The following is a 24,822-nucleotide window of genomic DNA, read 5'->3' as shown; positions in this document are numbered from 1 at the left end:
TTCAACGCTGGGCGGGAGCAGCAGCGTCTGACTGCGAGGGGTACCTTCCAGATGTCTCATAAAAAAATAACCGCGAGCCATGTCGCGGTTATTTTGCCAGTTTGGGAGGCTGTTTTCACACAGCCTCCGAAGGGCCCCTTTGCTTAACCGGGAGCATTGCTCCCGGTGGTCGTTACCGGTGGATATGCTGATACTCGCCGGCATCCTCGGTCGCCAGGCTCACCGCCACAATGGCGATGAAGGCCGCGAGGAAGCCAGGGATGATTTCGTACACACCCGGGCCGCCCATGAACTCTCCGTTCCAGCCCAGAGAAATCCATACGATGACCGTCGCAGCGCCCGCGACCATGCCGGCGATGGCGCCAGCACCGTTGGTGCGTGACCACATCAGCGACAGGATGATCAGCGGACCGAAGGCCGCACCGAAACCGGCCCAGGCGTTACTGACCAGCGCCAGAACCTGAGAGTCCGGATCAGATGCAATCACCGCAGCCACCAGGCCGACAGCCACAACACACACCCGGCCCACGTTCACACACTCACGGTCAGTCGCTTCTTTACGCAGGAACAGGCGGTAGAAGTCTTCCGTCAGCGAAGACGATGACACCAGCAGCTGACTGGAGATGGTACTCATAACCGCCGCCAGCAGCGCCGCGTAGAGGAAACCGGTGATCAGCGGGTGGAACAGCAGATCAGAGAGGATGATAAAGATGGTTTCCGGATCCGCCACATCAAGACCGTTGCGCACCGCATAGGCGCGGCCAAAGATACCCAGAGAGATAGCGCCGATCAGGGAAATGCCCATCCAGCCCATACCGATGTTCCGGGCGATGGGTACGTCTTTCAAAGTGCGGATTGCCATGAAACGCACAATGATGTGAGGCTGACCGAAATAGCCAAGGCCCCAGGTCACGGCAGACAGCCAGCCGATAAAGGTCAGCCCTTCGGTCCACGACAGCAGATTCGGGTCCACTTCGTTGAGGGTCTGTGAGGCCTGAGCGAAGCCGCCTCCGCCTTCGCCAAAGAGGACAACTGCCGGCATGATGACCAGCGCCAGCATCATGATGCAGCCCTGGACGAAGTCCGTCATGCTCACTGCCAGGAAACCGCCAACGACCGTGTAGGCCAGAACCACGCCCAGGGTGATGACGATACCCACGGCGTAATCACTGAGGCCGCCGAAGTTAAAGATGCCGGCGAACGCGCTCTCGAACAGTTTACCGCCGGCCACAAGGCCAGACGCCGTATAAACTGCGAAGAAGATAACGATGACGATCGCCGACACCGTCCGCAGCGACAGAGCCTGCGTCGGGAACCGGTTCGCCAGGAACGACGGGATGGTGATGGCATTGCCATAGTGCACCGTCTGCTCACGCAGCCGTGGTGCAACCAGCACCCAGTTAAAGAACGCACCGACAAACAGACCGATGCCGATCCAGGCTGAGGCAAGACCGGACACGTACAGCGCCCCGGGCAGCCCCAGAAGCAACCAGCCACTCATGTCCGACGCACCGGCAGAGAGGGCCGCCACCTTAGGACTGAGAGCTCGCCCACCCAGCATGTAATCTTCCGATGAAGACGTAGATCTGCGCATTGCATAAATGCCGATGGCAATCATGAGCGCAAAATATGCAAATAGACTTATCCAAACACCAATAGCCATAGGGCTCCTCCGGTTTAATGAGTCGGATCAGATCCGCTCGCAAAGCACAGTACGGGCAGAATGCCGGCAAGCTGTACGTTGTTCTTGTTTATTTTCCTGTCGATGGCCGCCTTGGATGAACACTCATCGTGGCGGCTCTTCAAGCGCTATAACTTAGTATTACTACGAATGCCCGGCTTACAAAATCCTACGATTCTCTTGCACAATCCTACGGGACTACCTGAAATACGGATAAAATCAGGCGACGTCCTTACACAACTGCAATCTGGACGGGGTCGTCCCCCTGTATTTCCTCAAGGCATTGGTCAACGCGCTGTGAGACGAAAAACCGGTACGGTAACTGATTTCCGAAACGGAAAGAGACGTTGTCGTCAGCAGATCCGCGGCCTTGTCGAGCCGGGTCTGTAACAGAAACTGGTGTGGTGTGATGCCCGCCACCTCGCGAAACACGGCGTGAAACCGGCTGACGCTCAGGCACGCTTCTCCGGCCAGATCCTCGACACTGATCTTGCGATGCAGGTTGTTGAGGATGTAACGGCGGATAGCTTCCGGGCTGACGGAGTTACGGTTCATTGACAGGGATTGCCGGTCGCTGATCCGATCCGCCATGCTGTAAAGGATGCTGGCAGCAAGATGCTGCTGCAGGGTTATATGATCGGGAGCGCGGTCGAATTCACCGGCGGCGAACTGAACCAGGCCTTGCAGGCGGGTGTCCATCTGCAGGGTGCGGGGCTTTTCGAAGACCCGCATCATTCTCTCGTAATCCGCGTGGGCAGGTGTATTGATGGCGGGTGCCAGTGGATCAAGGTTGATCACCAGCACATAATTCCTGTCATCCCCGCGGTAATCGTGCCTGGCGTCTGTAGGCACCACGAACGCCTTCCAGGTGTCGAGGTGGGCACCGGTGCCGTCGACACTCAATTCCGCTTCTCCGCGGATCCCGACCACGATCTGATGGTGTTCGTGTCGATGTTGGTGTGACGCTGTGGGAAGCTTCAGCAAACGTGCGTTCAACATACCCGGTTTCCGGAGTTATGACTGCAATTTCCACTAATTAAAGCAGACAAGAGAAAAACTTGCACGAAATGGCACGGAACATCCTGATCTTGCGAACCGCCTCTCACTCAGACCGCTGTTGAGACCAGGTGCCGAATGCACTCGGCAACGTCGGCAGTCACTGCGTCCAGCTCTCTGGCGGCGTCGACGATCTGGTAGCGTGTGGGATCGGCACTGGCACGACGAAGGTAGGTGGCCCGGATACGTTCAAAGAACGCAACAGCTTCCTGTTCGAAACGATCCAGTTCCCCCCGGTGTCGCGCCCGGGTCATTCCGGTCTCGACCGGTGCATCCAGCACGATGACCTGATCCGGCCGCAAATCTCCCTGCACCAGGGTCTCCAGCTGCGCGATGCGATCTTCGGCCACGCCGCGACCACCGCCCTGATAGGCAAACGTAGCATCGGTAAAGCGATCGCACAGCACCCACCGCCCGGCGTTCAGCTCCGTAATGATGCGGGTGTGCAGGTGCTGCGCCCGGGCGGCAAACATCAGCAGCAACTCGGTGGTTTCATTGACCGGTTCGTCCCGCGGGGCCAGCAGCAAGTCCCGGATGGCTTCTGCCATGGGTGTGCCCCCCGGCTCCCGCGTCACCACGCAGTCAATACCCAGCGCCTCGAGCGTGCGGGCGGCGGTTTTAAGTTGGGTGGACTTGCCCACTCCCTCGGTACCTTCGAAGGTAATGAAGCGGCCACGGCGGGTCATTGGTTATCCCCGTCTACCACCGGCGCAGGCGACGACCGGTAATCCGAACGGCGATTGAGCTGAAACTCCCGCACGGCCTGCTGATGCTCACTGAGCGTTCGGGAAAACTTGTGAGTGCCGTCTCCACGGGCGACAAAATAGAGGGAGTCGCCCTCCTCCGGGTTGAGCGCCGCGTGAATGGCGTCCTGGCCCGGCAGGGCAATTGGAGTAGGCGGCAAACCATCAATACGGTAGGTGTTGTAGGGAGTATGGCGCTGCAGATCCTTGCGGGTAATGCGGCCCACGTAGCGGTCACCCATGCCGTAAATGACGGTGGGATCGGTCTGCAGACGCATGCCTTTCTCGAGTCGCCGCACGAACACCCCCGCTACTTCGCCCCGCTCATGGGGTGCGCCGGTTTCCCGCTCAACAATCGACGCCATGATCAATGCTTCGTATGGCGAGTCGTAGGGGAGTCCTTCCGCTCGGTTTTCCCACTCAGCGGCCAGAACCGTCTCCATTCGCTGGAAGGCGCGCCGCAGCAGGCTCAAATCGGTCTCACTGCTGGTGAAAGCGTAAGTGTCAGGGAAGAAACGCCCTTCCGGATGCTCGCCCTCGGCGCCAACCGCAGCCATGATGTCCTCATCGCTCCAGTCGGTGGTTTCCCGCGTGAGCCGTTCGCTGTTTGCCAGTGCCTGGCGCATGTCGCGGAAGGTCCAGCCTTCGATGAACTGGATCGACCAGTGCTTGATCTCCCCGGCCACCATTTTGTCCAGAATATCCCGGGCGCTCATGCCCGACGTGAACTCATATTCACCGGCTTTCACCCGGGCATCCCCGGGATTGAGGCGGCCGTGAATACGCAGCCAGAGCGAGTCCCCGACAAACCCCTCGGCCTCCAGCTGACGGGCCACCCGACCGAAACTCGCGCCCTCGGGCACGTCAAACAACACCGGCTCCTGCAAGACAACCGGCTGCTCCAGGGTCTTGAGCCCCTGCCATACCCAGAGCATTCCAGCTGAACCCAGCAGTACGGCGATACAAACAATGGATATCAGTAACTTCCGGATCAAACCTGTGGTTCCACTAAATCGAGAGGGTTGAAGATTGTCGCAAGAGTCCTGTCGACAGGCAAATCTCGCCCATCCAACCTGCGCACCGGCACTACGCCAATAAGACTGTTCATCAGGTAAAGCCCGCTGCACACGTCAGGATCGAGAACGGACGGTGCAATGGCGGTCAGCTCAACCCGCTCGCCCTGCTGCTTGAGCGTGCGAACCACGTAATCCCGCATCACACCGGCGACCGCCAGCTGCCTCGTGGGTGCAGTCTGCCAGCAGCCGTTAACGTTCGCCAGCAGATTGGTACGCGTACCTTCCACCAAATCCCCGCTCGGGTCGGCCATGAGGACTTCGTACAAGTCATCAGTCAGTTCCCGACTGGCCAGCACCTGCTCAAGACGGTTCAGGGTCTTGATGCCGGCCAGTTGCGGATTTACGGTCAGCTGGACGGCAGACGTCGCCACCACAACGCCGTCGGCGCCGGGCAAAGGAGGCATCGGCGCCGACGATACAATCAGGTTGGGCAGCACGTCATCGGCCGGGCGGTAGCCGCGACCTCCCACACCCCGGGTCAGAACCAACTTGAGAACCCAGTCTCCGGTGGCTGCGTAACGGGCCACCGCCTGACGGATCACCTCGCTCAGCTGCGACGCCGTCAGGGGAATGCCCAGCATTGCGGCTCCGGCCATCATTCTGGTCATGTGGCCCTGCAACAGGACACCCTGCGTCCCCTGCATGCGGATGGTTTCAAACAAGCCGTCGCCGTACGCCAGGCCGCGGTCACCGGCGGGAACTCCGGCGCTGTCCGCCCAGATAATATCCATGGCGGCCGGTCAGCCCTCGAAGCGCTGGAATATCAGGGTACCGTTGGTACCACCAAAACCGAAGGAGTTGGATAACGCGATTCGCACGTCCGCAGCCCGGGCCGTGTTGGCAACAAAGTCCAGATCACAGCCGCTATCCGGGTTTTCCAGATTAATGGTCGGCGGCAACACGCCGTCGCGAATGGCAAGCACCGAGAATATCGCTTCCACGGCACCGGCAGCGCCAAGCAGGTGGCCAGTCATGGATTTGGTACTGCTCATGGCCAGCTTATGGGCGTGCCCGCCGAAGACCTGCTTCACGGCCGCCACTTCGGCGACATCGCCCACCAGGGTCGAGGTGCCATGGGCATTGATATAGCTGATGTCGGCGGCCTGAATGCCAGCGTCACGGATCGCATTATTCATGGACCGCGCGGCGCCATCCCCAGACTCGGGCGGGGCCGTAATATGGTGGGCATCGTCGCTCATTCCGAACCCGATGACCTCGCCGTAAATCGTGGCTCCCCGGTTCCGGGCGTGCTCCAGATCTTCGAGCACCAGCACGCCGGCACCATCACTGAGTACGAAACCATCACGCCCGGTATCCCAGGGCCGGCTCGCCTGCTCCGGCTCCTCATTGCGAGTCGACAGTGCCCTGGCGGCCGAGAACGCAGCGATACCGGTGCGCGTGGTGGCCATTTCTGAGCCGCCGGCAAGCATCACATCCGCATCGCCGTAGGCAATGGTGCGGGCGGCATAGCCGATGTTGTGCGTGCCCGTGGTGCACGCGGTGGTGATGGCGATGTTGGGACCGCGATACCCAAAACGGATCGCGACATTGCCGGAAATCATGTTGATGACGGACGCTGGAACAAAGAACGGGGACACTTTTCGGGGGCCCGATTTGTCCATCGCCAGCACGCTTTTCTCGATGAATTCGAGGCCGCCAATGCCGGAGCCAATCGCAACGCCCACGCGGTCATTGTCGAGATACTGGCACTGATCCAGTCCGCTGGCTTCCACCGCCTGCTGCGCCGCTATCAGCCCATAATGGATAAACGCATCCAGCTTTCGAGCTTCCTTGGCTGACAGATAGGGCTCGATGTCGAGATCCTTGATGGCGCCGCCAATCCGGGTGTTGTAGCCAGAGGCATCGAAGCGGTCGATCATTCCTATGCCACTTCGTCCGGCCCGGATTCCCTCCCAGGATGCTTCGACACTGTTACCCAATGGCGACAGCATGCCCATGCCCGTTATTACAACACGTCGTTTTGTCATAACCCCTTTCACCTGATGTAAACCGTGAGGTATCGAAAGTCGATTGGAACGGAAAATCAGCCAATAAAAAAGCCGTCCTCAGAGTTTTCACAAGGACGGCTTTTTGGCCTGGCTTAAACTACGTGCAGAGTATCAGGTGTGCGCGACGATGTAGTCGATCGCGTCCTGAACACTGGCAAGCTTTTCGGCTTCTTCATCAGGAATTTCTGTTTCGAATTCCTCTTCCAGTGCCATGACCAGCTCAACGGTGTCCAGTGAGTCAGCGCCAAGATCCTCTACAAAAGAAGATGAGTTCTGAACTTCGGACTCTTTCACGCCCAACTGTTCACAAACGATCTTCTTCACGCGCTCTTCAACTGTACTCATAATGTCCTCACTTTTGTGTCAACCAAGCAACCTAAGTGCTGCCAGTTTAGTTTAAACCCTACCTGCAAACAAGCAGGGATTCTGTCAAACATGTTGTGCGACAAGGAGTTGCGCACAAGCCCGGGGAATGGGCTTATCCCATGTACATGCCACCGTTCACGTGAATGGTTTCACCCGTCACGTAAGCGGCCGGTTCCGAGGCCAGAAAAGCCACCACAGCAGCCACTTCTTCCGGCGCACCGAGACGACCCGCGGGTATGATTTCCAGCATAGACTCGCGTTGCTTGTCGTCCAGTTTTTTTGTCATATCCGTGTCGATAAACCCGGGCGCCACGCAGTTTGCGGTGATGCCACGATTCGACATTTCTTTCGCCAGGCTGCGGGTAAAGCCTTCAACGCCGGCTTTGGCAGCGCAATAATTGCCCTGCCCGGGGTTGCCCATGCCGGCAACCACTGAGCTGATGTTGATGATCCGACCCCAGCGGGCCTTGGCCATACCACGAAGCACCGCCTTGCTGGTGCGGTAGACGCTGGAAAGGTTGGTTTCCAGAACCGATGTCCAGTCGTCGTCTTTCAAACGCATCAGGAGGTTATCACGGGTGATGCCGGCATTGTTGACGAGAATCAACGGTGCGCCTGACTTCTCCGTCATCTCCTTCAGACCAGCCTCGATGCTGTCTGGGTCGGCGACGTTCATGACAATACCGTAACCGCTCAGCCCGGCTTCCTTCAGCGCCGCGGTGATGGACTCGGCGCCCTCAGCGCTGGTGGCCGTACCCACCACTTGTGCACCCTGCGACGCCAACGCATGGGCGATGGCCTTGCCGATACCACGGGTTGCACCGGTAACCAGTGCGGTTTTGCCTTCAAGAGACATGTCGCGCTCCCTGTTGTTTAAGCTTGACCGAATGCACCCAGCGCTTTGGCGAGTGCATCCGGCTCTTCAATTCCATAGACCGTCAGATTGCGATCGATACGCTTGATCAGTCCCGCCAGTACCTTACCGGAACCACACTCGACGGCGCACTGCACATCGTGCCCAACCAATGTACGTACCGAATCGGTCCACAACACCGGCGAATGCAGCTGCTTGACCAGATTGGCCTTGAGCGAAGCGGCATTCGTCTCGGCGGCAGCGTTCACATTCTGTATCACCGGGATGACAGCATCGTTAAAGCTGACATCATCCAATGCCGCGGCCAGCTCCCTGGCGGCACCTTCCATCAGCGCACAATGGGACGGCACACTGACCGGCAATGGCATGGCCTTGCGCGCACCTTTGCCCTTGCAGGCCTCAATCGCACGCTCCACAGCGGCGGCCGCACCGGCAATCACTACCTGGCCCGGCGCGTTGAAATTGACCGCAGACACCACCTCGCCATCAGCAGCTTCCTCGCAGGCCGCCACCACGTCCGCATCTTCAAGCCCGAGGATCGCCGCCATACGGCCCTGGCCTGCGGGTACCGCGCTTTGCATCAGCTCGCCACGCAACTGCACCAGCTCAATGGCATCCAGAAAATCGAGGCTTTCCGCCGCCACCAGCGCGCTGTACTCGCCGAGACTGTGCCCTGCCAGAAAATCCGGCTTGACGCCGCCAGCCACGAACCACTGACGCCAGAGAGCAACACTGGCCGCCAGCAATGCCGGCTGGGTCACCATGGTCTGATTGAGTTCCTCGGCCGGCCCCTTCTGGCACAGATGCCAGAGGTCGTAACCAAGATGCTGAGACGCTTCCGCGAAGGTCTGTTCGATAATGGGCCAGTGCCCGGCTGCCGTTGCCAGCATGCCAACCGACTGGGACCCTTGTCCGGGAAAAATAAAGGCTGATTTCATAAGCGGAATCTTATCGTCCTTGGGGGGTTGCGGGAGATTAGCCAATAGTACAAGTTAAGCCATTATCCGGCCAAATGACGATCAGGTGGGACAGACTTTAGTCTCAGGCGGGGTCAGATCATCAGATCGTCGAGGCGTTCGTTGATACGCTGGGGCACATCCAGCTCCACTTCCCGGACCGCCTGACGAATGGCTGCCAGCATTGCGCGCTCATTGGCGTTACCATGGCTTTTGATCACCACCCCCTGCAGACCGAGCAAGCTCGCGCCGTTATGACGGGAAGGATCCATCAGTTGCAGTAAGCGCCCGATGATCGGACGCGCCAGCAGCCCGACGAAACGGCCGTACAGCGTGCGGGTGAACGCTTGCTCCATGAGCTCGATAAGCAGCCCGGCAACGCCCTCACCGGTCTTCAGGGCAATGTTTCCGACAAAGCCGTCACAGACCACTACATCCGCTACGTCACGGAACAGGTCACTACCCTCAACGTAGCCAATGTAATTAATGGTGTCGCACTGGGCCAGCATGTGCGAGGCCAGCCTCACCTGCTCATTGCCCTTGATCTCCTCTTCCCCGACGTTCAGCAGGGCCACCCGTGGTTCAGGCTGGGCACAAATGGCAGACGCCATCAAAGAGCCCATCAGGGCATACTGGTAGAGGTTCTCCGCGGTCGAATCGACGTTCGCGCCCAGATCGAGCACATGGCATCGACCTCGCAGGGAGGGAATCAACTTGGAAATAGCCGGGCGTTCGATCCCGGGGTACATCCGGATGATCGAGCGTCCGAATGCCATCAGCGCCCCGGTGTTGCCGGCACTGACGCAGCCCTGGGCCTCGCCGTCCCGCACCAGACCGAGCGCCACCGCCATTGAGGAGTTACGCTTGTGTCGGAGCGCATGGGATGGGCGCTCGTTCATGCGCACCACATCAGCCGCCTCGACAATGCGGATTCGGGCGTGGCCCGGATGCAACAAAGCCTCGAGCTCGCTCCGGATTCCGACCAGAATGAGACTCAAGGCTTCGTTTTCACGCACCGCATCCAGTGCCGCGGAGACAACTACTGCCGCTCCGCGATCGCCACTCATGGCGTCAATCGCGACAGTAACGGAGGTCACCGGTGTTGCGTCTTGCACTGGAGTGCGGCCTGACTGCAACGACTTACTCGTCGCGCGCTTCAATTACCTGCTTGCCGCGGTAGAAGCCGTCCGGAGACACGTGGTGACGACGATGAACTTCACCAGTGGTGCTATCGGTGGACAGAGTTGCTGCGCTCAGGGCGTCGTGTGAACGGCGCATGCCACGCTTTGAGCGGGTCTTTCGGTTTTGCTGTACAGCCATGATTATGCTCCTGACCTGTTAACGTAAACTAAAACAGTAACGTGTGTTCATCAATATTGCGCCAGCCTCCCGCAGGACACTGCGCCCGGTTAATGCTTCTTTGTCTTGAGCCCCGCCAGCACACTGAACGGGTTCTCGTCGGATGTCGTATCTGGCTTCGCCGGCTCGGGATCAGCCTCGTACGCTTCAAGATCTTCCCGTGCCGGGCATTCGCTCCTCGCGTGAAGCGGGAATGGCGGCAGCACCAGAAGCAACTCGTCTTCGCACATGGACCAGAGATCCGCGCTGAAATCGTCCGTCAGGAACGGCTCCAGCTCTTTCGGCAACTGCTGCGCCTGCTCATCACTGGTCACCAATCCAAGCGTAAACTCCGAGACCAGCGTCTCGCGCATGGCATTCATGCAGCGCTGACACTCCAGATCGACCGGAGCCCGCAACTCGCCCGTCACAATGCGACGACGCTGACTGTCCATCGTGAACGACAGCCGCACCCGACACACGGCGCCCTCTTCAAATTCAAACCCGTGAATCGCTTCGCGGAAACGAGGTAAACCGCTCAGAGGGATATCTCCCTCCAGCACGGTGTCTTGCTCCGCCAACCGATAAGGATCGACAGATCTGGGCAATTCGGCGTTTGACGCTTTTGACATAGGCGCGCAATTTTAGGGGGCCGACCGGTCGCTGTCAAAGACTTCATTGCCTTTTACGCCGCGGTTCCGGTATGAATAGGGGTATTCTACGACAATTCCCACCACAACCGTGAATCAACAGGCGATTTAATGACTCCCCGACCGCTGCTTCTGGCTTCATCGTCCCCGTACCGGAAGGCGCTGCTGCAACGCCTGGAACTGCCATTCACCACGGCAAGCCCGGATATCGACGAGTCCCCGGAACCCGGTGAATCCGCCGGGCACCTCGCAGTGCGGCTGGCCCGGCAAAAAGCCGAAGCGCTGGCCGCGGACCATCGCGGACACTGGATCATCGGGTCGGACCAGGTGGCCTGCCTGGCGGATGGCACCCTGCTCAGCAAACCCGGTGACCACGAGCGGGCTGTGCGGCAACTCGCCCGCAGCAGCGGCCAGCAGGTTTCATTTCTCACCGGGCTGGCGCTGCTGGATTCCGAAACCGGCGCCATTCAGACACACTGCGAACCGTTCGAAGTGCGCTTCAGAACCCTGACCACCGACGACATTGAGCACTATCTGACACGGGAACAACCCTACGATTGTGCCGGCAGCTTCAAAATGGAAGGACTGGGCATAGCGCTGTTCGAATCCCTCAGCGGGAGAGATCCGAACAGCCTGGTCGGGTTGCCGCTGATTGCGCTGACGGACATGCTCCGCAACTGGGGGCTCAACCCGTTGCGCCAGCCCTAGCCGCTAGCGCAGCTCGAAGCGGGCTTCCATCAGGCGGTTCGCCAGTCCGCTGCCCACTGAAACGCCGAACTGGTCGACAATATCCTTGAACGGCGACTTGCGGCGACTGTAGTCAACAAGCTCTTCCTCACCAATGACCTGACGCGCTACGTGGGAAGCGCTACCCAGCCCGTCCACCAGCCCGAGCGCCAGAGCCTGCTCGCCACTCCAGACCAGGCCGGAGAACAGTCGTTCGTCGTCGGCCAACCGATCGCCACGCCCTTCCCGCACTTTCTCGATAAATTGCTGATGGGTGGTTTCCAGCACATCCTGCCAGAAGGCCACCTCTTCACCATCTTCCGGCGAGAACGGATCAAGAAACGCCTTGTTCTCGCCAGCGGTGTAAAGCCGGCGCTCTACCCCGATCTTTTCCATGGCATCGGCGAACCCGAAACCACCGGCAACCACCCCGATCGAACCCACCAGGCTGGCTTTATCGGCGTAGATCTCATCCGCCGCAGCCGCGATGTAATAGGCACCGGAAGCGCCCACGTCCGAGATCACCGCATATACCTTCTTGTCCGGGTACTCACCCCGCAACCGCTGGATCTCGTCGTACACATAGCCGGATTGCACCGGGCTGCCGCCGCCGCTATTGATCCGCAACACCACGGCAACGGAGTTATCGGCTTCGAACGCCTCCCGCAAGGAACCCACGATGTTGTCAGCACTGGCCAGCTCATCAGCCGCAATCACGCCAGTGATCTCGACCAGGGCCGTGTGTTTACCGGTGGTGGCGCCCAGGCTGTCGCCCAACGGAAATCGGAACAGAAACAGCAACAGGAACAGGTAACCGAAGGTGAGAAACTTGAAAAAGATGCCCCAGCGACGACTTTTGCGCTGCTCTGACTGCAACGAGAGCACCAGCTTTTCAATCAGCTTCCAGTCGCGACCGGTTTCCGGCGGCAAATTGGGCTTCCCCCGGCCACCGGACGAGGGCGGCTGCGCCGGCGCATCGCCCCATTCCGGTTTGTTATCCGAATTCCAGTCACTCATAGGCTGCTTCCTTTAGACAACGAACGGGCTTCACAGGCCCAGGACATCCCGCAGATCCGTCACCGATTCCACGATGGCGTGGGGCGCATAGTGCCCGAGAACATCACGCTTATGCACGCCCCATTCCACGCCGATGGACGGCATACCGATGCGCTGGGCCATTTCAAGATCGTAGCGGGTGTCGCCAATCATGACCGCCTCGCGTGGCTCAATTCCGTAGAACGACAGAATCTCCTGAAGCATCGCCGGATGCGGTTTGGAGCGAGTCTCATCGGCGCAACGGGTGATTTCGAAATGGGAACCCAACCCGCTCGACACCAGGGCGCCCTCAAGCCCCTTGCGGCTTTTCCCGGTGGCCACTGAACACCCGCGGCCAGAGGAGCGGATATCCGCCACCACATCCGCCATACCGGCGAAGACGTTCTGGGGCGTGGTCACCTTGGCAAAGAAATAGCGGCCGTAGCCTTCGCGGATGCTGTTCATCTCGTCGCGACCAATGCCCGGATAGAGCTTTTCCAGCGCTTCCACCATGCCAAGCCCGATGATATCCCGGTACGCCTCCCTTTCCCTGGCAGGGAACCCCAGCTCGGTGGCCGCCTGGTGCAAGCTGTCCGCGATGTGTTCCACCGAGTCCACCAGGGTGCCGTCCCAGTCAAAAATGACGACTTTTACATCCATAATCTGTTTCCTGTTAAACCAAATGACGGCGCGACAACGGACCTACCGACCCGCAGCCCGACGCGAAGCCAGCCTGTCCAAAACCTGCTGAAACGCCTCGTCGTAGGGCGCTTCCAGCCGCACCGGGTCTCCGCTTACGGGCAAAGAGAACTCAAGGGCCCGGGCATGCAACATCAAACGCTGACCACCGGCGGCGCGAAACGCTTTCAGGCTGCCATCATCCATATACTTGTCGTCCCCGGCAATCGGATGACCCGCCCACATGGCATGAACCCGAATCTGGTGGGTTCTGCCGGTCACCGGAGATGCCTCCACCAGACTGTAGCCCTCATAAAAGGAAAGGCAGCGGAACAACGTCAGCGATGCCTTGCCTTCATCATCAACCCGCACGCGACGCTCCCCGTTTGGCATTTCGTAACGCAGCAGCGGCTCTTCGACGCGCTTAACGGCCTCAGACCAGCCCCCCGCCACCAATGCGTGATAATGCTTGCGAATCCGCTTGTGCCGGAGCTCATCCTGAAGATAGCGCAGGGCCGACCGCTTCTTGGCGATCATCACCAGACCGGACGTGTCACGATCCAGACGATGCACCAGCTCCAGGAAACGCGCGTCCGGGCGCGCCGAGCGCAACACCTCGATCAGCCCGAAACTCAGACCACTACCACCATGCACCGCGATGCCTGCCGGCTTGTTAACCACCAGCATATGCTCGTTCTCGAATACAATGGCGCCTTCCATAACGCCCTGCACTCGCGAACCGGGAGCCACCGCCTCCGGCTTTTCCTTGCGGGTGATCGGCGGAATCCGCACTTCGTCGCCCGCCTTCAAACGAGTATCGGGCTTTACCCGCCCTTTGTTGACCCGCACTTCACCCTTGCGAATGACCCGATAGATGATGCTCTTGGGCACCCCGCGCAACTGCGCCAGCAGAAAATTATCCAGCCGCTGGCCCTCGTTATCCTCGTCCACAGACACCCGGCGGACCCCTTCACGCACCTGGCTGGCTTCGGCGTTCGACAAGGCGGCCTCCTGTGGGGGACGACTGCCGATTCCCGGTTTCTGCCGCTGCGCCGCTTTGCGTCGGGAGGGCCCGGAACGTTGAGACTGCCTGTTTCTGGGAGCTTTCGACATGGGTACCTTAGTGGTGACGAAACAACGGGATTGAAGGCTTGGGCGAATACTGTTATATTCCGGCGTGCTTTGCCGTTTGTCTACGGCCTGACCAACTGGGTCAGAAGCCGGAGCGGCAGAAGTATACCGACACTATTTAAGAGTTTGAACGCCGCAAGCCCAATCATTAGCGGGTGCGGCGATTGAAACGCTCCCCGGCCATCACGGCAAGCCACAGAAAGGCCCCTGACCGGATCCCGGGAGAGCGAAAACAACCGTACGGAAAACCGTCGGGCGACATCGCGAAGAATCATTACCAGCACGCAGGGCCGGGCCGTCCAGCTTACGAATACGACGTGAGACCCAGGCACCAGTGTGAACCTGAAAACGGATAACATGCGTCAACAGACACTTACCTTACACGACTTCCCCCTGCCCTCTGGCAGACGGACCGTCGGCGGTGGTCTCAGGCTTACGGGACAAATCCCCTTAATAGCCTGATCCGTCTGGCCGCCGGTTCGCTTCAGTAGTAGGAAGCCCGCGGCACGCACGTTCTGCTTCGCAGATGCATCTCCCCCCGGTTTTCTGTCAAAACCAAACGACAGGAACCCTTTCTTTCCATGAAAAGAATGCTCATTAATGCAACTCACCCTGAAGAGTTGCGCGTCGCCCTCGTTGACGGCCAGCGTCTGTTTGATCTTGATATCGAATCCAGCTCCCGTGAGCAGAAAAAAGCCAACATCTACAAGGGTCGGATTACCCGCGTAGAGCCCAGCCTCGAAGCCGCTTTTGTCGACTTCGGCGCCGACCGGCACGGCTTTCTGCCCCTGAAAGAAATCTCCAAGGAGTATTTCAAGAAGTCTCCCGGGCAGATCGAAGGCAAGATCAATATCAAAGACGTGGTCTCCGAAGGCCAGGAAGTCATCATTCAGGTCGACAAGGAAGAGCGTGGCAACAAGGGCGCAGCCCTGACCACCTTCATTTCACTCGCTGGCCGCTATCTGGTGCTGATGCCCAACAACGCCCGCGCCGGAGGAATATCCCGACGCATTGAAGGCGAAGAGCGAGCGCAGCTGAAAGAAGCGATGAACGATGTCCAGGTACCCAAATCCATGGGCATCATTGTTCGCACCGCCGGTATCGGACGCACCACCGAAGAACTGCAATGGGACCTGGATTACCTGGTCCAGTTCTGGGAAGCCATTACCCAGGCCGCCGGTGAGCGCAAGGCACCGTTCCTGATCCACCAGGAAAGCAACGTTATCATCCGCGCGGTACGCGATTACCTCCGCCAGGACATTGGCGAGGTTCTGATCGACGCGCCGACCGTGTACGAAGACGTTCTGAATTTCGTGCGGGCGGTCATGCCCACCTTCGAAAACAAGATCAAGCTGTACAAGGATGAGATCCCGCTGTTCAGCCGCTATCAGATCGAAGGTCAGATCGAAACCGCGTTCCAGCGGGAAGTGAAACTGCCGTCCGGTGGCTCCATCGTGATCGACCCCACCGAGGCACTGGTGTCTATCGACATCAACTCCTCCCGCGCCACCAAAGGCCACGACATCGAAGAAACCGCGTTGCAGACCAACCTGGAAGCGGCGGAAGAAATCGCCCGCCAGCTGCGTCTGCGGGACATGGGCGGCCTGATCGTAATCGACTTCATCGACATGACGCCGGCCAAGCACCAGCGCGAAGTTGAGCAGAAAATGCGCGAAGCGCTGGAAATCGATCGTGCACGGGTTCAGGTCGGCAAGATCTCCCGTTTCGGTCTGCTGGAAATGTCCCGCCAGCGCCTGCGCCCCTCCCTCGGTGAAACCCGCAGCGAAGTCTGCCCACGCTGTGAAGGCCAGGGCACTATCCGCGGCATCGAATCCCTGGCGCTCAGCATTATGCGCCTGATTTACGAAGAGTCCTCGAAGGAGAAAACCGGCGAAGTCCGTGCCATTGTGCCGGTAGCCGTAGCTACCTTCCTGCTGAACGAGAAGCGTAAACAGCTTGCCGACATCGAGACGCGCCAGGAAGTCAGCGTTGTCGTGGTGCCGGCACCGCACATGGAAACACCGCATTTCGAGATCGTGCGTATGCGCGACGACGAAAGCGGCGCAGAGCATGTGTCCAGCTACCAGGTTGCCGAGGAATACGCCCAGCAGGAAGAGGACGTGTTCCAGGCGCCCACGGCGCAACCACCGGCTCGCGAGCAGGCTGCGGTCAAAGCAATCCGCCCTGCCCCGCCAGCCCCGGCGCCGGCCAAAGCTGCCGAGACCACCAGCGATCAGGAAGAAGGCCTGTTCCGTAAACTGGGACGCAAGATCGCCTGTTTCTTCAGCGGTGAAGAGGACACTGGCTCCCAGCAGCCGGAAAAAACCCAGACTTCCCGCGATGACCGTCGCACCCAGGGCCGCCAGGATCGCCGCAAATCCCGAGTAGCGAGGGATGAGGGCCGCAGCGGCAACAGAAGCGGCGGTGACCGCCGACAGTCCGGCCAGCAGGGCCGCGGCGGCGACGACAACCGGGGCCGTAACCGTAATCGCGGCGACGACCAGAACCGTGGCGGGCAGCAAGGCCGCCAGGGTGCCGGCGCCAAAGACGCTGACAACAAGGGCGGCGAGAACCGTCGCGGCAACCAGGGTCAGGGTCGCGGCCAGGGCCGCAATCGCCCGCAGCGGGATCAGAAAGATCAGCGCGACCAGCGGGACCAGAAAGACGTGAAGGATCAGAAGGACAAGCGCGAACAGGCGGAGGCCCCTGCCAAGGCCGCACCGGAAAAAAGCAAGGGCGACGATAAGCCTCGCAAGCCTCGCCGCAACCGGAACCGCGATGGCTCTCCTGCCGAGACACCGGCGTCCACGCCCGCGGATCGCAAGGCTTCACGCAGCGAGCGGCACCAGAAGGACACCCAACCGGAAGATCGCGCGGAAACGCCAAAGCCGGAAGTGAAAGCCGATACCGCGCCAAAGGCAGCCGACAACAAACCGGCTGAGAGCAAAGCGGCGGCCTCACCGGAGGCCAACCCCAAGTCGGAGAGCAAGCCCTCAGAAAAGGCGCCCCGCACAGAGGAACAGGCTCAACCCGAGCGCGAGAAGAATGCCGAACAGAAGGCGCCCGGCAAGCCAGTTCAGGCGGAAGAGGCCAGCAAAGAGGCGAACGCCTCTGCAGTTGCCGCCGACTCAGAGGCAAAATCCGGCAACAAGGCAGCCGACAAGCCCAAGGAAGCGCCGAAGACCGAGAGCAAGGCCGCGTCGAAAGACGAGGGCCCGCGAGCGTCTGAACAGCAGGCTGCTGAAAAGCCCCGCGCTGCCCGAAAGTCCGCCGACAAGGCTCCGGAAGCGGCAGCAAAGGTGAAGGACGAGGCCCCAAAAACTGAGGCCGAGTCCAAACCGCAAGCGCCGAAAGCTCCGAAAGCGGAAAATGCGGAAACGGCGAAATCGGTAGAAAGTGCAGCACCGAAAGCGCCGGCGGCCGACGCAAAGCCCCAGCCAGAGCCAGAAGCCAAGACGGAGAAGCCTGCGCCGCAACCGGAGAAGTCGGCGTCTGTTGCTGAGCAGAAGCCCGCACAAAAGCCGACAGAAAAGCCGTCTACAGAGGCGAAGCAGGCCGAACCGGAAAAGAAACAGCCGGAGAAAGCCGCTGAGCCATCCAGTGCGGAAAAGGCACCGGAAGTACCGGTCACGCCTGGACGTGCCTACAATGATCCGAGAGAAGTTCGCAAGCGTCAGCGAGCTGCGGAAGAGGCCAAAAAGGCCGGGAGTAACTAAGGCATGCTATCCAATTCGGACATCGAAGCACTGGAAGACATCCTGTTTGCGGAGCCCTGGGGCGACGAAGCCCTCGATTTCTTCGGCTTCCACGGCGTGGTGTGCGCCAGTGTTGTCGGCCCGGTTGACCTGAGTGCCGAAGACATCTTCCGCCTGGCCACGGGAAGCGATCAGCTTCCTGGCGGCCAGGTGCCGGATATCTTCAGTCACTGCGTTACACAACTGAGCCGGGACATGGCCCATGCCCTGGACATGGGGCAACCTCTGGAGCTGCCGGAGCCGGAAGACGGCGATCCGATGAACGCCCTGGAGAACTGGTGCGCCGGGTTCGTCGACACCTTCCTGGAAAGTGAGGAACAGTGGCTACAGGCGGGCGGCGAAGATGAAACTGCGGATCTGCTGGTTCCGATGCTGACGCTGTCCAGCCTGTTTGATGATGAGGACTTCCAGAAGGTCCGCAACAGCGAAACGCTGTCCAGACAGATGGCCGATGCTATTCCCGACTCACTGACCGACCTGTACCTGCTCTATCACGCCCCGGACTGAGCCGCCGGCGCGATACTTACAGGCTCTCTGAAATGATGCCAGACCGGCTCCAGCCCGTCTGGCATTTTTACGATATTGCCCAGCTCGCACCAGGGCGCTCCCGGAAAGTGGAAATCGCTCCCCTGGGAGGCCAGTAGCTCCTGCCTGCGACACAGCTCGGCGAGAAACCCCAGGTCCCCACTGGACTGCCCGGAAGTGGACACCTCGATTGAGCGACCGCCCGCTCGCATGAAATCGTGAACAAGGCTGCGAAGGCGGGTGGCGGTCATCCGGTATTTTCGGGGGTGGGCCAGCACCGCGATGCCGTTCGCGGCAGTAATCCACTCCACCACCTCCGCCAGCTCCGGCCAGAACGCCTTTACATCACCGGGCTTTCCCGCGCCCAGGTAGCGCTTGAACGCCTGGGCAACGTCCTTCACCTTCCCTTCATCCACCAGCACCCTGGCAAAATGCGGCCTGCCAGGTACATCGCCACCGGCGACGAGCGTGGCCTTCTCCAGAAGGTTCGTGACGCCAGTTTTCTGCAGCCGTTCAACAATCATTCGGGCTCGCCCCCAGCGATTCTCGTGCTGACGGGCCAGCGCCTCACGGAAGGCCGGGTTATCCGGATCAAAGTCCAGACCCACGATATGGATCGTCTGAGTCTTCCATACGCACGACAGCTCTGTTCCGCTGATCAGGCGGACACCGGATGCCGCGGCCTCGGCCCTGGCTTCAGCCAGCCCGGCAACGGTGTCATGATCGGTGAGCGCCAGATGGGTGACGCCCTTGTCCGCTGCCCGCCTTACGAGATCCCGCGGCGGGAGCGCACCGTCAGACGCGGTACTGTGGCAGTGCAGATCAATGCAGAAATCAGACGCTTGGGGTATAGTCACACACATTCCTGAAGCTAATAGGCAATACGGACTGGCAGTGTACCAGCGAACAGATTGCCGATACCAAACAACCTGTCGGAGAGTTTCATGTACTACGCCATTATCAGTGAGGATGTCGAGAACAGCCTTCCCCTGCGCCAGAGTGCCCGCCCCGCCCACATCGAGCGGTTGCAGGCCCTGAAGGCCGAAGGCCGGTTGCTGGTGGCAGGTCCTCACCCGGCGTTGGATACTCCGGAACCCGGGGATGCCGGCTTCACCGGCAGCCTGGTGATTGCCGAGTTTGATTCACTGGACGCCGCCGAGCACTGGGCCGACACCGACCCCTACGTGGACGCCGGGGTGTACCAGAAGGTCATCGTAAAACCGTACAAGGTGGTTCTACCCTGAGCCATCCGGGCGCATCCATGAGCGTATTGTAATAATACGTCGCTTGAACACAGAAAAAGCTGTGACAGAATTGCGCTTTTAAACGCTTACCTCCCGATTATTAGATAACTCAGGACAATAACCCGTGACGTTTATTCGCCTTATTCTCAGTGCTCTTCTTATTGTTTCCTCGGTGGCGGTTGCCCAGGCGAGAACCGTCTATGTAGATGATCAGCTTTACCTGCCGGTGCGGTCCGGCCCGGGCACACAGTTCCGCATTATCGAGAATGCTGTGCCCAGTGGTACCGCACTGGAAGTGCTCGAGGGCGCTGATGACACCTTCACCCGCGTACGCACCCCCAAAGGCAACGAGGGATGGGTGTCCACGCAATACCTCAGCGATACGCCAATTGCCCGAGACCTTCTGCAGCGGGCGACCCGCAACCTTGAGAATGCCCGCAATGAACTGAGCGAAACCCGGGAGCAACTGCAGCAGGTGACCGCTGAGCGCGACCAGCTGCGCAGCTCCGAAACCTCGCTGTCCAGCCGCACTGACGAACTGCAGCAGGAACTTCGCCGCATCAAGGAAGTCTCGGCCGACGCCCTGAACCTTCAGCAGCGCAACGGCGAGCTCCGTGAAGAAAACCAGAAGCTGCGCAATGACCTGGAGGTTCTCACCGCGGAGAATGAGCGCCTTGAGACCAGCAAGGAATCCGATTTCATGCTACTGGGCGCCGGACTGGTCCTGGGCGGGGTACTGCTCGCGCTGATCATTCCCATGCTCAAACCAACAAGAAAAACCGATAACTGGGCGTAAGGCTATGAAGGATTATTCGGAGAAGCGGGATTTCCAGCGCATGCAGGTGAATTCCGAGATCGAAATTACCGATAGCAAGGGGCAGACCTTTGTCGGCACCTGCCGCGACCTCAGCGCCGCGGGCATGCAACTGTATGTCGGGCAGGCGGTGGCGGTTGGCGAGGAATTGCAGACGGTTCTACGCCCCACCGGCGACCAGTTCCCGCCACTGGAAACCGTGTGCGAGGTGGTTCGCTGCGAACCCGAGGGAGACGGTTTCCTGCTGGGAGCGAACATCAGCGAAGTGACTCGCTGACAGACAAAAACGGCGGCCAATGGCCGCCGTTTTTGTTGTTGCACCGAGAACCGCCCGGTCAGACCAGCGGCTTCTCCGACACAACGATGCCGTTGTTGTCAGCATACACGTAGTGGCCAGGATAAAAGGTCACGCCATGGAAGGTCACCGGCACATTCAGGTCGCCCAGCCCACGCTTCTCACTCTTGCGGGGATGGGTGCCCAGCGCCTGGACGCCGAGAGCCGTGTTGCCAATCTCATCCACGTCACGCACGCAACCGTAGATGATCAGGCCAGCCCAGCCGTTAGTCGCGGCTTTCTCTGCCAGCATATCGCCCAGCAGGGCATGACGCTTCGAGGCGCCGCCATCCACAACCATGACCCGCCCGTTGCCGGGGAGTCCCACCTGCTCTTTCACCACGGAATTGTCTTCAAAGCATTTCACAGTGACAATTTCACCGCCGAAGGCCTTGTTGCCGCCGTAGTTGTTAAAGCCCGGCTCTGCCACCAGCACTTCCGGAAATTCGTCACACAGGTCCGGGGTTATAATGTCCGCCACGTTGTTGCTCTCCTTATCCGGGAATTAACTCAGTCAATCTTTTCGTCGGCCAGGAAGAACCAGGTATCCAGCACGGAATCCGGGTTCAGGGAAACAGTGTCGATACCCTGATCCATCAGCCACTTGGCCAGGTCCGGATGATCAGACGGCCCCTGCCCGCAAATGCCAATGTACTTGTTGGCCTTCTTGCACGCCTGGATGGCATTGGACAGCAACGCCTTGACCGCATCGTTCCGCTCATCGAACAGATGCGCGATGATGCCGGAATCGCGGTCGAGCCCCAGGGTGAGCTGGGTCAGGTCGTTGGAGCCGATAGAGAAGCCGTCGAAGTGCTCCAGGAACTGTTCCGCCAGGATCGCGTTGGCCGGCAACTCGCACATCATGATGACGCGCAGGCCGTTGTCGCCACGCTTGAGGCCGTTCTCAGCCAGCAGGTTCACCACCTGCTCCGCCTCACCAACGGTGCGAACAAACGGCACCATAACTTCAACGTTGGTCAGGCCCATCTCGTTACGCACCTTCTTCAGGGCGCGACATTCGAGCTCGAAACAGTCACGGAAGGTTTCCGAGATGTAGCGGGAGGCACCGCGGAAACCCAGCATCGGGTTTTCCTCGTCCGGCTCGTACAGGGTGCCGCCGATCAGGTTGGCGTATTCGTTGGACTTGAAATCGGACAGCCGCACGATCACTTTTTTGGGCGCAAACGCAGCTGCAAGCGTGGAAATACCTTCCACCAGCTTGTCCACGTAAAAATCGACCGGCGACGAGTAGCCCGAAATACGCTTCTCGACGGTCTGCTTGATGTCCCGTGGCAGGCCATCAAAGTTCAGCAACGCCTTCGGGTGCACACCGATCATGCGGTTGATGATGAACTCCAGACGGGCCAGACCCACGCCCTCGTTCGGCAGTGCCTGGAAATCGAACGCACGGTCCGGATTGCCCACGTTCATCATGATCTTGAACGGAATGGCCGGCATGGAGTCAACCGTGTTTTCCCGCAGCTCGAAATCCAGAGCGCCCTCGTAAATCATGCCGGTATCGCCTTCAGCACAGGAAACGGTGACTTCCTGGCCATCGCTGAGCAATTCGGTGGCATCACCGCAGCCAACAACCGCCGGGATACCCAGTTCACGGGCAATAATGGCGGCGTGACAGGTGCGGCCACCCCGGTCGGTAACAATCGCGGACGCGCGTTTCATCACCGGTTCCCAGTCCGGGTCCGTCATGTCCGTGACCAGGACATCGCCCGGCTGAACACGGTCCATCTCGTTGATGCTGTTTACAATCTTGACCGGGCCGCTGCCAATCTTGTGGCCGATACTGCGCCCTTCCACCAGCACTTTGCCGGTTTCATTCAACAGGTAGCGCTCCATGACATTGGCGGACGCACGGCTCTTGACCGTTTCCGGGCGGGCCTGAACGATGTAGATCTTGCCGTCATCCCCGTCTTTGGCCCATTCGATGTCCATCGGGCGCTGATAATGCTTTTCGATGATCATGGCCTGCTTGGCCAGCTCTTCCACTTCCGCATCGGTGATACAGAAGCGGTTGCGATCGTCCAGTTCCACCTTCACGGTTTCCACGAACTCGCCTTCGCCCGGGCTGGAATGGTAAACCATCTTGATGGCCTTGCTGCCCAGGTTGCGACGCAGCACCGCCGGACGCCCGGCTTCAAGCGTCGGCTTATGAACGTAGAATTCATCCGGGTTGACGGCACCCTGCACCACCGTTTCACCGAGACCATAGGAGCCGGTTACGAAGACCACGTCGCGGAAGCCGGATTCGGTATCCAGGGTAAACATCACGCCACTGGCCGCGGTCTCGCTGCGCACCATCTTCTGGATACCGGCGGACAGCGCCACCAGCTTGTGATCGAAGCCGTGGTGAACGCGGTAGGAAATGGCCCGGTCATTGAACAGGGAGGCAAAGACTTCCTTGACGGAGGTGCGCACCTGCTTGAGGCCCACCACGTTCAGAAAGGTTTCCTGCTGCCCGGCGAACGAAGCGTCTGGCAGATCTTCCGCCGTAGCTGATGAACGTACAGCCACCGCCATATGATCATTGCCCGCCCGGAGTGTGGCGTATGCTTCTTCCAGGGCCTTTTCCAGCACATCCGGGAAGGGAGTGTCGATCACCCACTGACGGATACGGGCGCCCACTTTCGCCAGCTCGTTAACATCGTTGACGTCCAGCGTATCCAGGGCCTGGTCGATCTTGTCTTTCAGGCCATCGGTGGCCAGGAACTCACGATAAGCGTGTGCGGTGGTGGCAAAACCACCGGGGACGGTAACACCTGCATTGGCGAGATTACTGATCATTTCACCGAGAGAGGCGTTTTTTCCTCCAACCCGGTCAACATCGGACATTCCCAGGTGGTCAAACCAGATAATGTAATCTTCCAAAGCACGTCTCCCTTGATTCAATAGAGCAATCTGCGCTGCGCAGTCTCGAACTTGGCGTGTATGATACTGTAACCTGTGGCAATTACCTAGGGAACCCGTCGAATCCGGAGCCGAACGAACCACCATGAAACGTACCGCTTTCTTTATTTCTGACGGCACCGGCCTGACCGCCGAAGCCCTCGGCAACAGCCTTCTGGCGCAGTTTGAAAAGATAGATTTCGAGCGCGTGACCGTGCCCTACATCGACGACGCCGACAAGGCCAGGGACATGGTCACGCGCATCAACAAAGCGTCGGAAACCGACCAGAACCGTCCGCTGGTATTCGACACCATCGTAAACGGCGATATCCGCGACATCATTGCGACCGCGGATGGCTTCATGGTGGATATCTTCGGTACCTTCCTCAATCCGCTGGAGCAGGAACTGCAGTCGTCGTCGTCCTATTCCGTCGGCAAGTCCCACGCGATCAATAACGAAGGCAGTTACGAACGCCGTATCGCCGCCGTCAACTTTGCCCTGGACAACGACGACGGTGCCCGCACCCGACATTACGACGAAGCGGACCTGATCCTGGTCGGCGCCTCGCGCAGCGGCAAAACACCGACCTGCCTCTACCTGGCGTTGCAATACGGAGTGAAAGCGGCGAACTACCCGATTACCGAGGAAGACCTGAACGATCAGCAGATGCCCGCAGCGCTCCGGCCCCACAAGGAGAAGATTTTCGGACTGACCATTGAGCCCGAGCGGCTGGCCACCATCCGTAACGAGCGCAAGCCCAATTCCCGTTATTCGTCGCTGAAGCAGTGCATGCACGAAATCGAGGAAATCGAATTGATGTACCGGCGTGAACGCATTCCCTACCTGAACACCACGGCCTACTCGGTAGAGGAAATTTCAACCCGGATCATGGTCACCACCGGGCTGAAACGGAACCGCTGACGCCGACG

The 24,822-nt window shown here is 59.6% G+C and carries 25 protein-coding genes; 7 read left to right on the top strand and 18 right to left on the bottom strand.

What is annotated here, in order from left to right; genetic code table 11:
• Window positions 1-172: 172 nt before the first annotated feature.
• The 12 genes from putP to DYI22_RS15145 all read right to left on the bottom strand — a co-directional run bounded on the left by putP (window position 173) and on the right by DYI22_RS15145 (window position 10,731).
• Complete coding sequence (putP, locus tag DYI22_RS15200; protein ID WP_213478927.1) at window positions 173-1,663, bottom strand: sodium/proline symporter PutP; 1,491 nt, start codon at window positions 1,661-1,663, stop codon at window positions 173-175.
• Window positions 1,664-1,900: 237 nt separating this feature from the next.
• Window positions 1,901-2,680 carry a helix-turn-helix transcriptional regulator gene (locus tag DYI22_RS15195; protein ID WP_213478926.1) on the bottom strand — a complete coding sequence of 260 codons (780 nt, stop codon included), beginning with the start codon at window positions 2,678-2,680 and terminating at the stop codon, window positions 1,901-1,903.
• A 107-nt stretch (window positions 2,681-2,787) separates the two neighbouring features.
• A complete protein-coding gene (gene tmk, locus DYI22_RS15190; RefSeq protein WP_213478925.1) occupies window positions 2,788-3,423 on the bottom strand; it encodes a dTMP kinase in 636 nt (211 codons plus the stop codon).
• Window positions 3,420-4,475 (bottom strand): endolytic transglycosylase MltG, encoded by a 1,056-nt coding sequence (gene mltG / locus DYI22_RS15185; protein WP_213478924.1) that lies wholly within the window; start codon window positions 4,473-4,475, stop codon window positions 3,420-3,422. Before mltG ends, tmk begins: the two co-directional genes overlap by 4 nt.
• Window positions 4,472-5,287 (bottom strand): aminodeoxychorismate lyase, encoded by an 816-nt coding sequence (gene pabC / locus DYI22_RS15180; RefSeq protein ID WP_213478923.1) that lies wholly within the window; start codon window positions 5,285-5,287, stop codon window positions 4,472-4,474. The genes mltG and pabC overlap by 4 nt, the downstream gene beginning before the upstream one ends.
• A gap of 9 nt (window positions 5,288-5,296) precedes the next feature.
• On the bottom strand, window positions 5,297-6,544 hold the full coding sequence (fabF, locus tag DYI22_RS15175; RefSeq protein ID WP_213478922.1) for a beta-ketoacyl-ACP synthase II: 1,248 nt from the start codon (window positions 6,542-6,544) through the stop codon (window positions 5,297-5,299).
• Between the two features lie 132 nt (window positions 6,545-6,676).
• Window positions 6,677-6,910, bottom strand: coding sequence for an acyl carrier protein (acpP, locus tag DYI22_RS15170; protein WP_012136033.1), 234 nt, complete (start codon window positions 6,908-6,910; stop codon window positions 6,677-6,679).
• 133 nt (window positions 6,911-7,043) lie between these two features.
• The gene (fabG, locus tag DYI22_RS15165) at window positions 7,044-7,787 is read right to left on the bottom strand and encodes a 3-oxoacyl-ACP reductase FabG (protein ID WP_213478921.1); all 744 of its coding nucleotides are present in this window, start codon (window positions 7,785-7,787) and stop codon (window positions 7,044-7,046) included.
• Between the two features lie 17 nt (window positions 7,788-7,804).
• A complete protein-coding gene (gene fabD, locus DYI22_RS15160) occupies window positions 7,805-8,743 on the bottom strand; it encodes an ACP S-malonyltransferase (RefSeq protein ID WP_213478920.1) in 939 nt (312 codons plus the stop codon).
• Window positions 8,744-8,856: 113 nt separating this feature from the next.
• Window positions 8,857-9,858, bottom strand: coding sequence for a phosphate acyltransferase PlsX (gene plsX, locus DYI22_RS15155; protein ID WP_213478932.1), 1,002 nt, complete (start codon window positions 9,856-9,858; stop codon window positions 8,857-8,859).
• A 43-nt stretch (window positions 9,859-9,901) separates the two neighbouring features.
• Window positions 9,902-10,081 (bottom strand): 50S ribosomal protein L32, encoded by a 180-nt coding sequence (rpmF, locus tag DYI22_RS15150; RefSeq protein ID WP_213478919.1) that lies wholly within the window; start codon window positions 10,079-10,081, stop codon window positions 9,902-9,904.
• Window positions 10,082-10,170: 89 nt separating this feature from the next.
• Entirely contained in the window at window positions 10,171-10,731 is a 561-nt protein-coding gene (locus DYI22_RS15145; protein ID WP_213478918.1) for a YceD family protein, read from the bottom strand.
• Window positions 10,732-10,860: 129 nt separating this feature from the next.
• On the opposite strand from DYI22_RS15145, the gene DYI22_RS15140 reads away from it, so the two are divergent.
• Complete coding sequence (locus tag DYI22_RS15140) at window positions 10,861-11,457, top strand: Maf family protein (RefSeq protein ID WP_213478917.1); 597 nt, start codon at window positions 10,861-10,863, stop codon at window positions 11,455-11,457.
• Between the two features lie 3 nt (window positions 11,458-11,460).
• On the opposite strand, the gene DYI22_RS15135 is transcribed toward DYI22_RS15140, so the two are convergent.
• From DYI22_RS15135 to rluC, 3 genes are read right to left on the bottom strand one after another with little or no spacing between them, the layout of a single operon-like run.
• Window positions 11,461-12,492 (bottom strand): S49 family peptidase, encoded by a 1,032-nt coding sequence (locus DYI22_RS15135; RefSeq protein WP_213478916.1) that lies wholly within the window; start codon window positions 12,490-12,492, stop codon window positions 11,461-11,463.
• A gap of 30 nt (window positions 12,493-12,522) precedes the next feature.
• Window positions 12,523-13,170, bottom strand: coding sequence for an HAD family hydrolase (locus DYI22_RS15130; RefSeq protein ID WP_213478915.1), 648 nt, complete (start codon window positions 13,168-13,170; stop codon window positions 12,523-12,525).
• Window positions 13,171-13,212: 42 nt separating this feature from the next.
• Window positions 13,213-14,190, bottom strand: coding sequence for a 23S rRNA pseudouridine(955/2504/2580) synthase RluC (gene rluC, locus DYI22_RS15125; RefSeq protein WP_228301065.1), 978 nt, complete (start codon window positions 14,188-14,190; stop codon window positions 13,213-13,215).
• 710 nt (window positions 14,191-14,900) lie between these two features.
• On the opposite strand from rluC, the gene rne reads away from it, so the two are divergent.
• Window positions 14,901-18,035: a ribonuclease E gene (rne, locus tag DYI22_RS15120; RefSeq protein WP_213478913.1), complete on the top strand. Its 3,135-nt coding sequence runs from the start codon at window positions 14,901-14,903 to the stop codon at window positions 18,033-18,035.
• Window positions 18,036-18,038: 3 nt separating this feature from the next.
• Window positions 18,039-18,581, top strand: coding sequence for a YecA family protein (locus DYI22_RS15115; RefSeq protein ID WP_213478912.1), 543 nt, complete (start codon window positions 18,039-18,041; stop codon window positions 18,579-18,581).
• Here the strand turns inward: DYI22_RS15115 and DYI22_RS15110 are convergent.
• On the bottom strand, window positions 18,566-19,456 hold the full coding sequence (locus DYI22_RS15110) for a PHP domain-containing protein (RefSeq protein WP_323132928.1): 891 nt from the start codon (window positions 19,454-19,456) through the stop codon (window positions 18,566-18,568). The two genes, DYI22_RS15115 and DYI22_RS15110, sit on opposite strands and share 16 nt — an antisense overlap.
• 87 nt (window positions 19,457-19,543) lie before the next feature.
• Here DYI22_RS15110 and DYI22_RS15105 point away from each other — a divergent pair, with 87 nt between their 5' ends.
• From DYI22_RS15105 to DYI22_RS15095, 3 genes are all read left to right on the top strand, one after another.
• Entirely contained in the window at window positions 19,544-19,843 is a 300-nt protein-coding gene (locus DYI22_RS15105) for a YciI family protein (protein ID WP_213478910.1), read from the top strand.
• A 124-nt stretch (window positions 19,844-19,967) separates the two neighbouring features.
• Complete coding sequence (locus DYI22_RS15100) at window positions 19,968-20,639, top strand: TIGR04211 family SH3 domain-containing protein (RefSeq protein WP_213478909.1); 672 nt, start codon at window positions 19,968-19,970, stop codon at window positions 20,637-20,639.
• A gap of 4 nt (window positions 20,640-20,643) precedes the next feature.
• Complete coding sequence (locus DYI22_RS15095) at window positions 20,644-20,934, top strand: PilZ domain-containing protein (protein WP_213478908.1); 291 nt, start codon at window positions 20,644-20,646, stop codon at window positions 20,932-20,934.
• 58 nt (window positions 20,935-20,992) lie between these two features.
• Here the strand turns inward: DYI22_RS15095 and rraA are convergent, their stop codons facing one another.
• Both rraA and ppsA read right to left on the bottom strand, forming a co-directional pair.
• Window positions 20,993-21,472: a ribonuclease E activity regulator RraA gene (gene rraA / locus DYI22_RS15090; RefSeq protein ID WP_213478907.1), complete on the bottom strand. Its 480-nt coding sequence runs from the start codon at window positions 21,470-21,472 to the stop codon at window positions 20,993-20,995.
• Between the two features lie 29 nt (window positions 21,473-21,501).
• Complete coding sequence (gene ppsA, locus DYI22_RS15085) at window positions 21,502-23,874, bottom strand: phosphoenolpyruvate synthase (protein WP_213478906.1); 2,373 nt, start codon at window positions 23,872-23,874, stop codon at window positions 21,502-21,504.
• Window positions 23,875-23,998: 124 nt separating this feature from the next.
• Between ppsA and DYI22_RS15080 the strand changes: the two genes are divergently transcribed.
• Window positions 23,999-24,814: a pyruvate, water dikinase regulatory protein gene (locus DYI22_RS15080; RefSeq protein ID WP_213478905.1), complete on the top strand. Its 816-nt coding sequence runs from the start codon at window positions 23,999-24,001 to the stop codon at window positions 24,812-24,814.
• The last annotated feature ends 8 nt before the right edge of the window (window positions 24,815-24,822 follow it).

It is taken from the genome of Marinobacter lipolyticus (genome assembly GCF_018424605.1).
Taxonomy (GTDB): domain Bacteria; phylum Pseudomonadota; class Gammaproteobacteria; order Pseudomonadales; family Oleiphilaceae; genus Marinobacter; species Marinobacter lipolyticus_B.
This window is presented reverse-complemented; position numbering and strand designations above follow the sequence as displayed.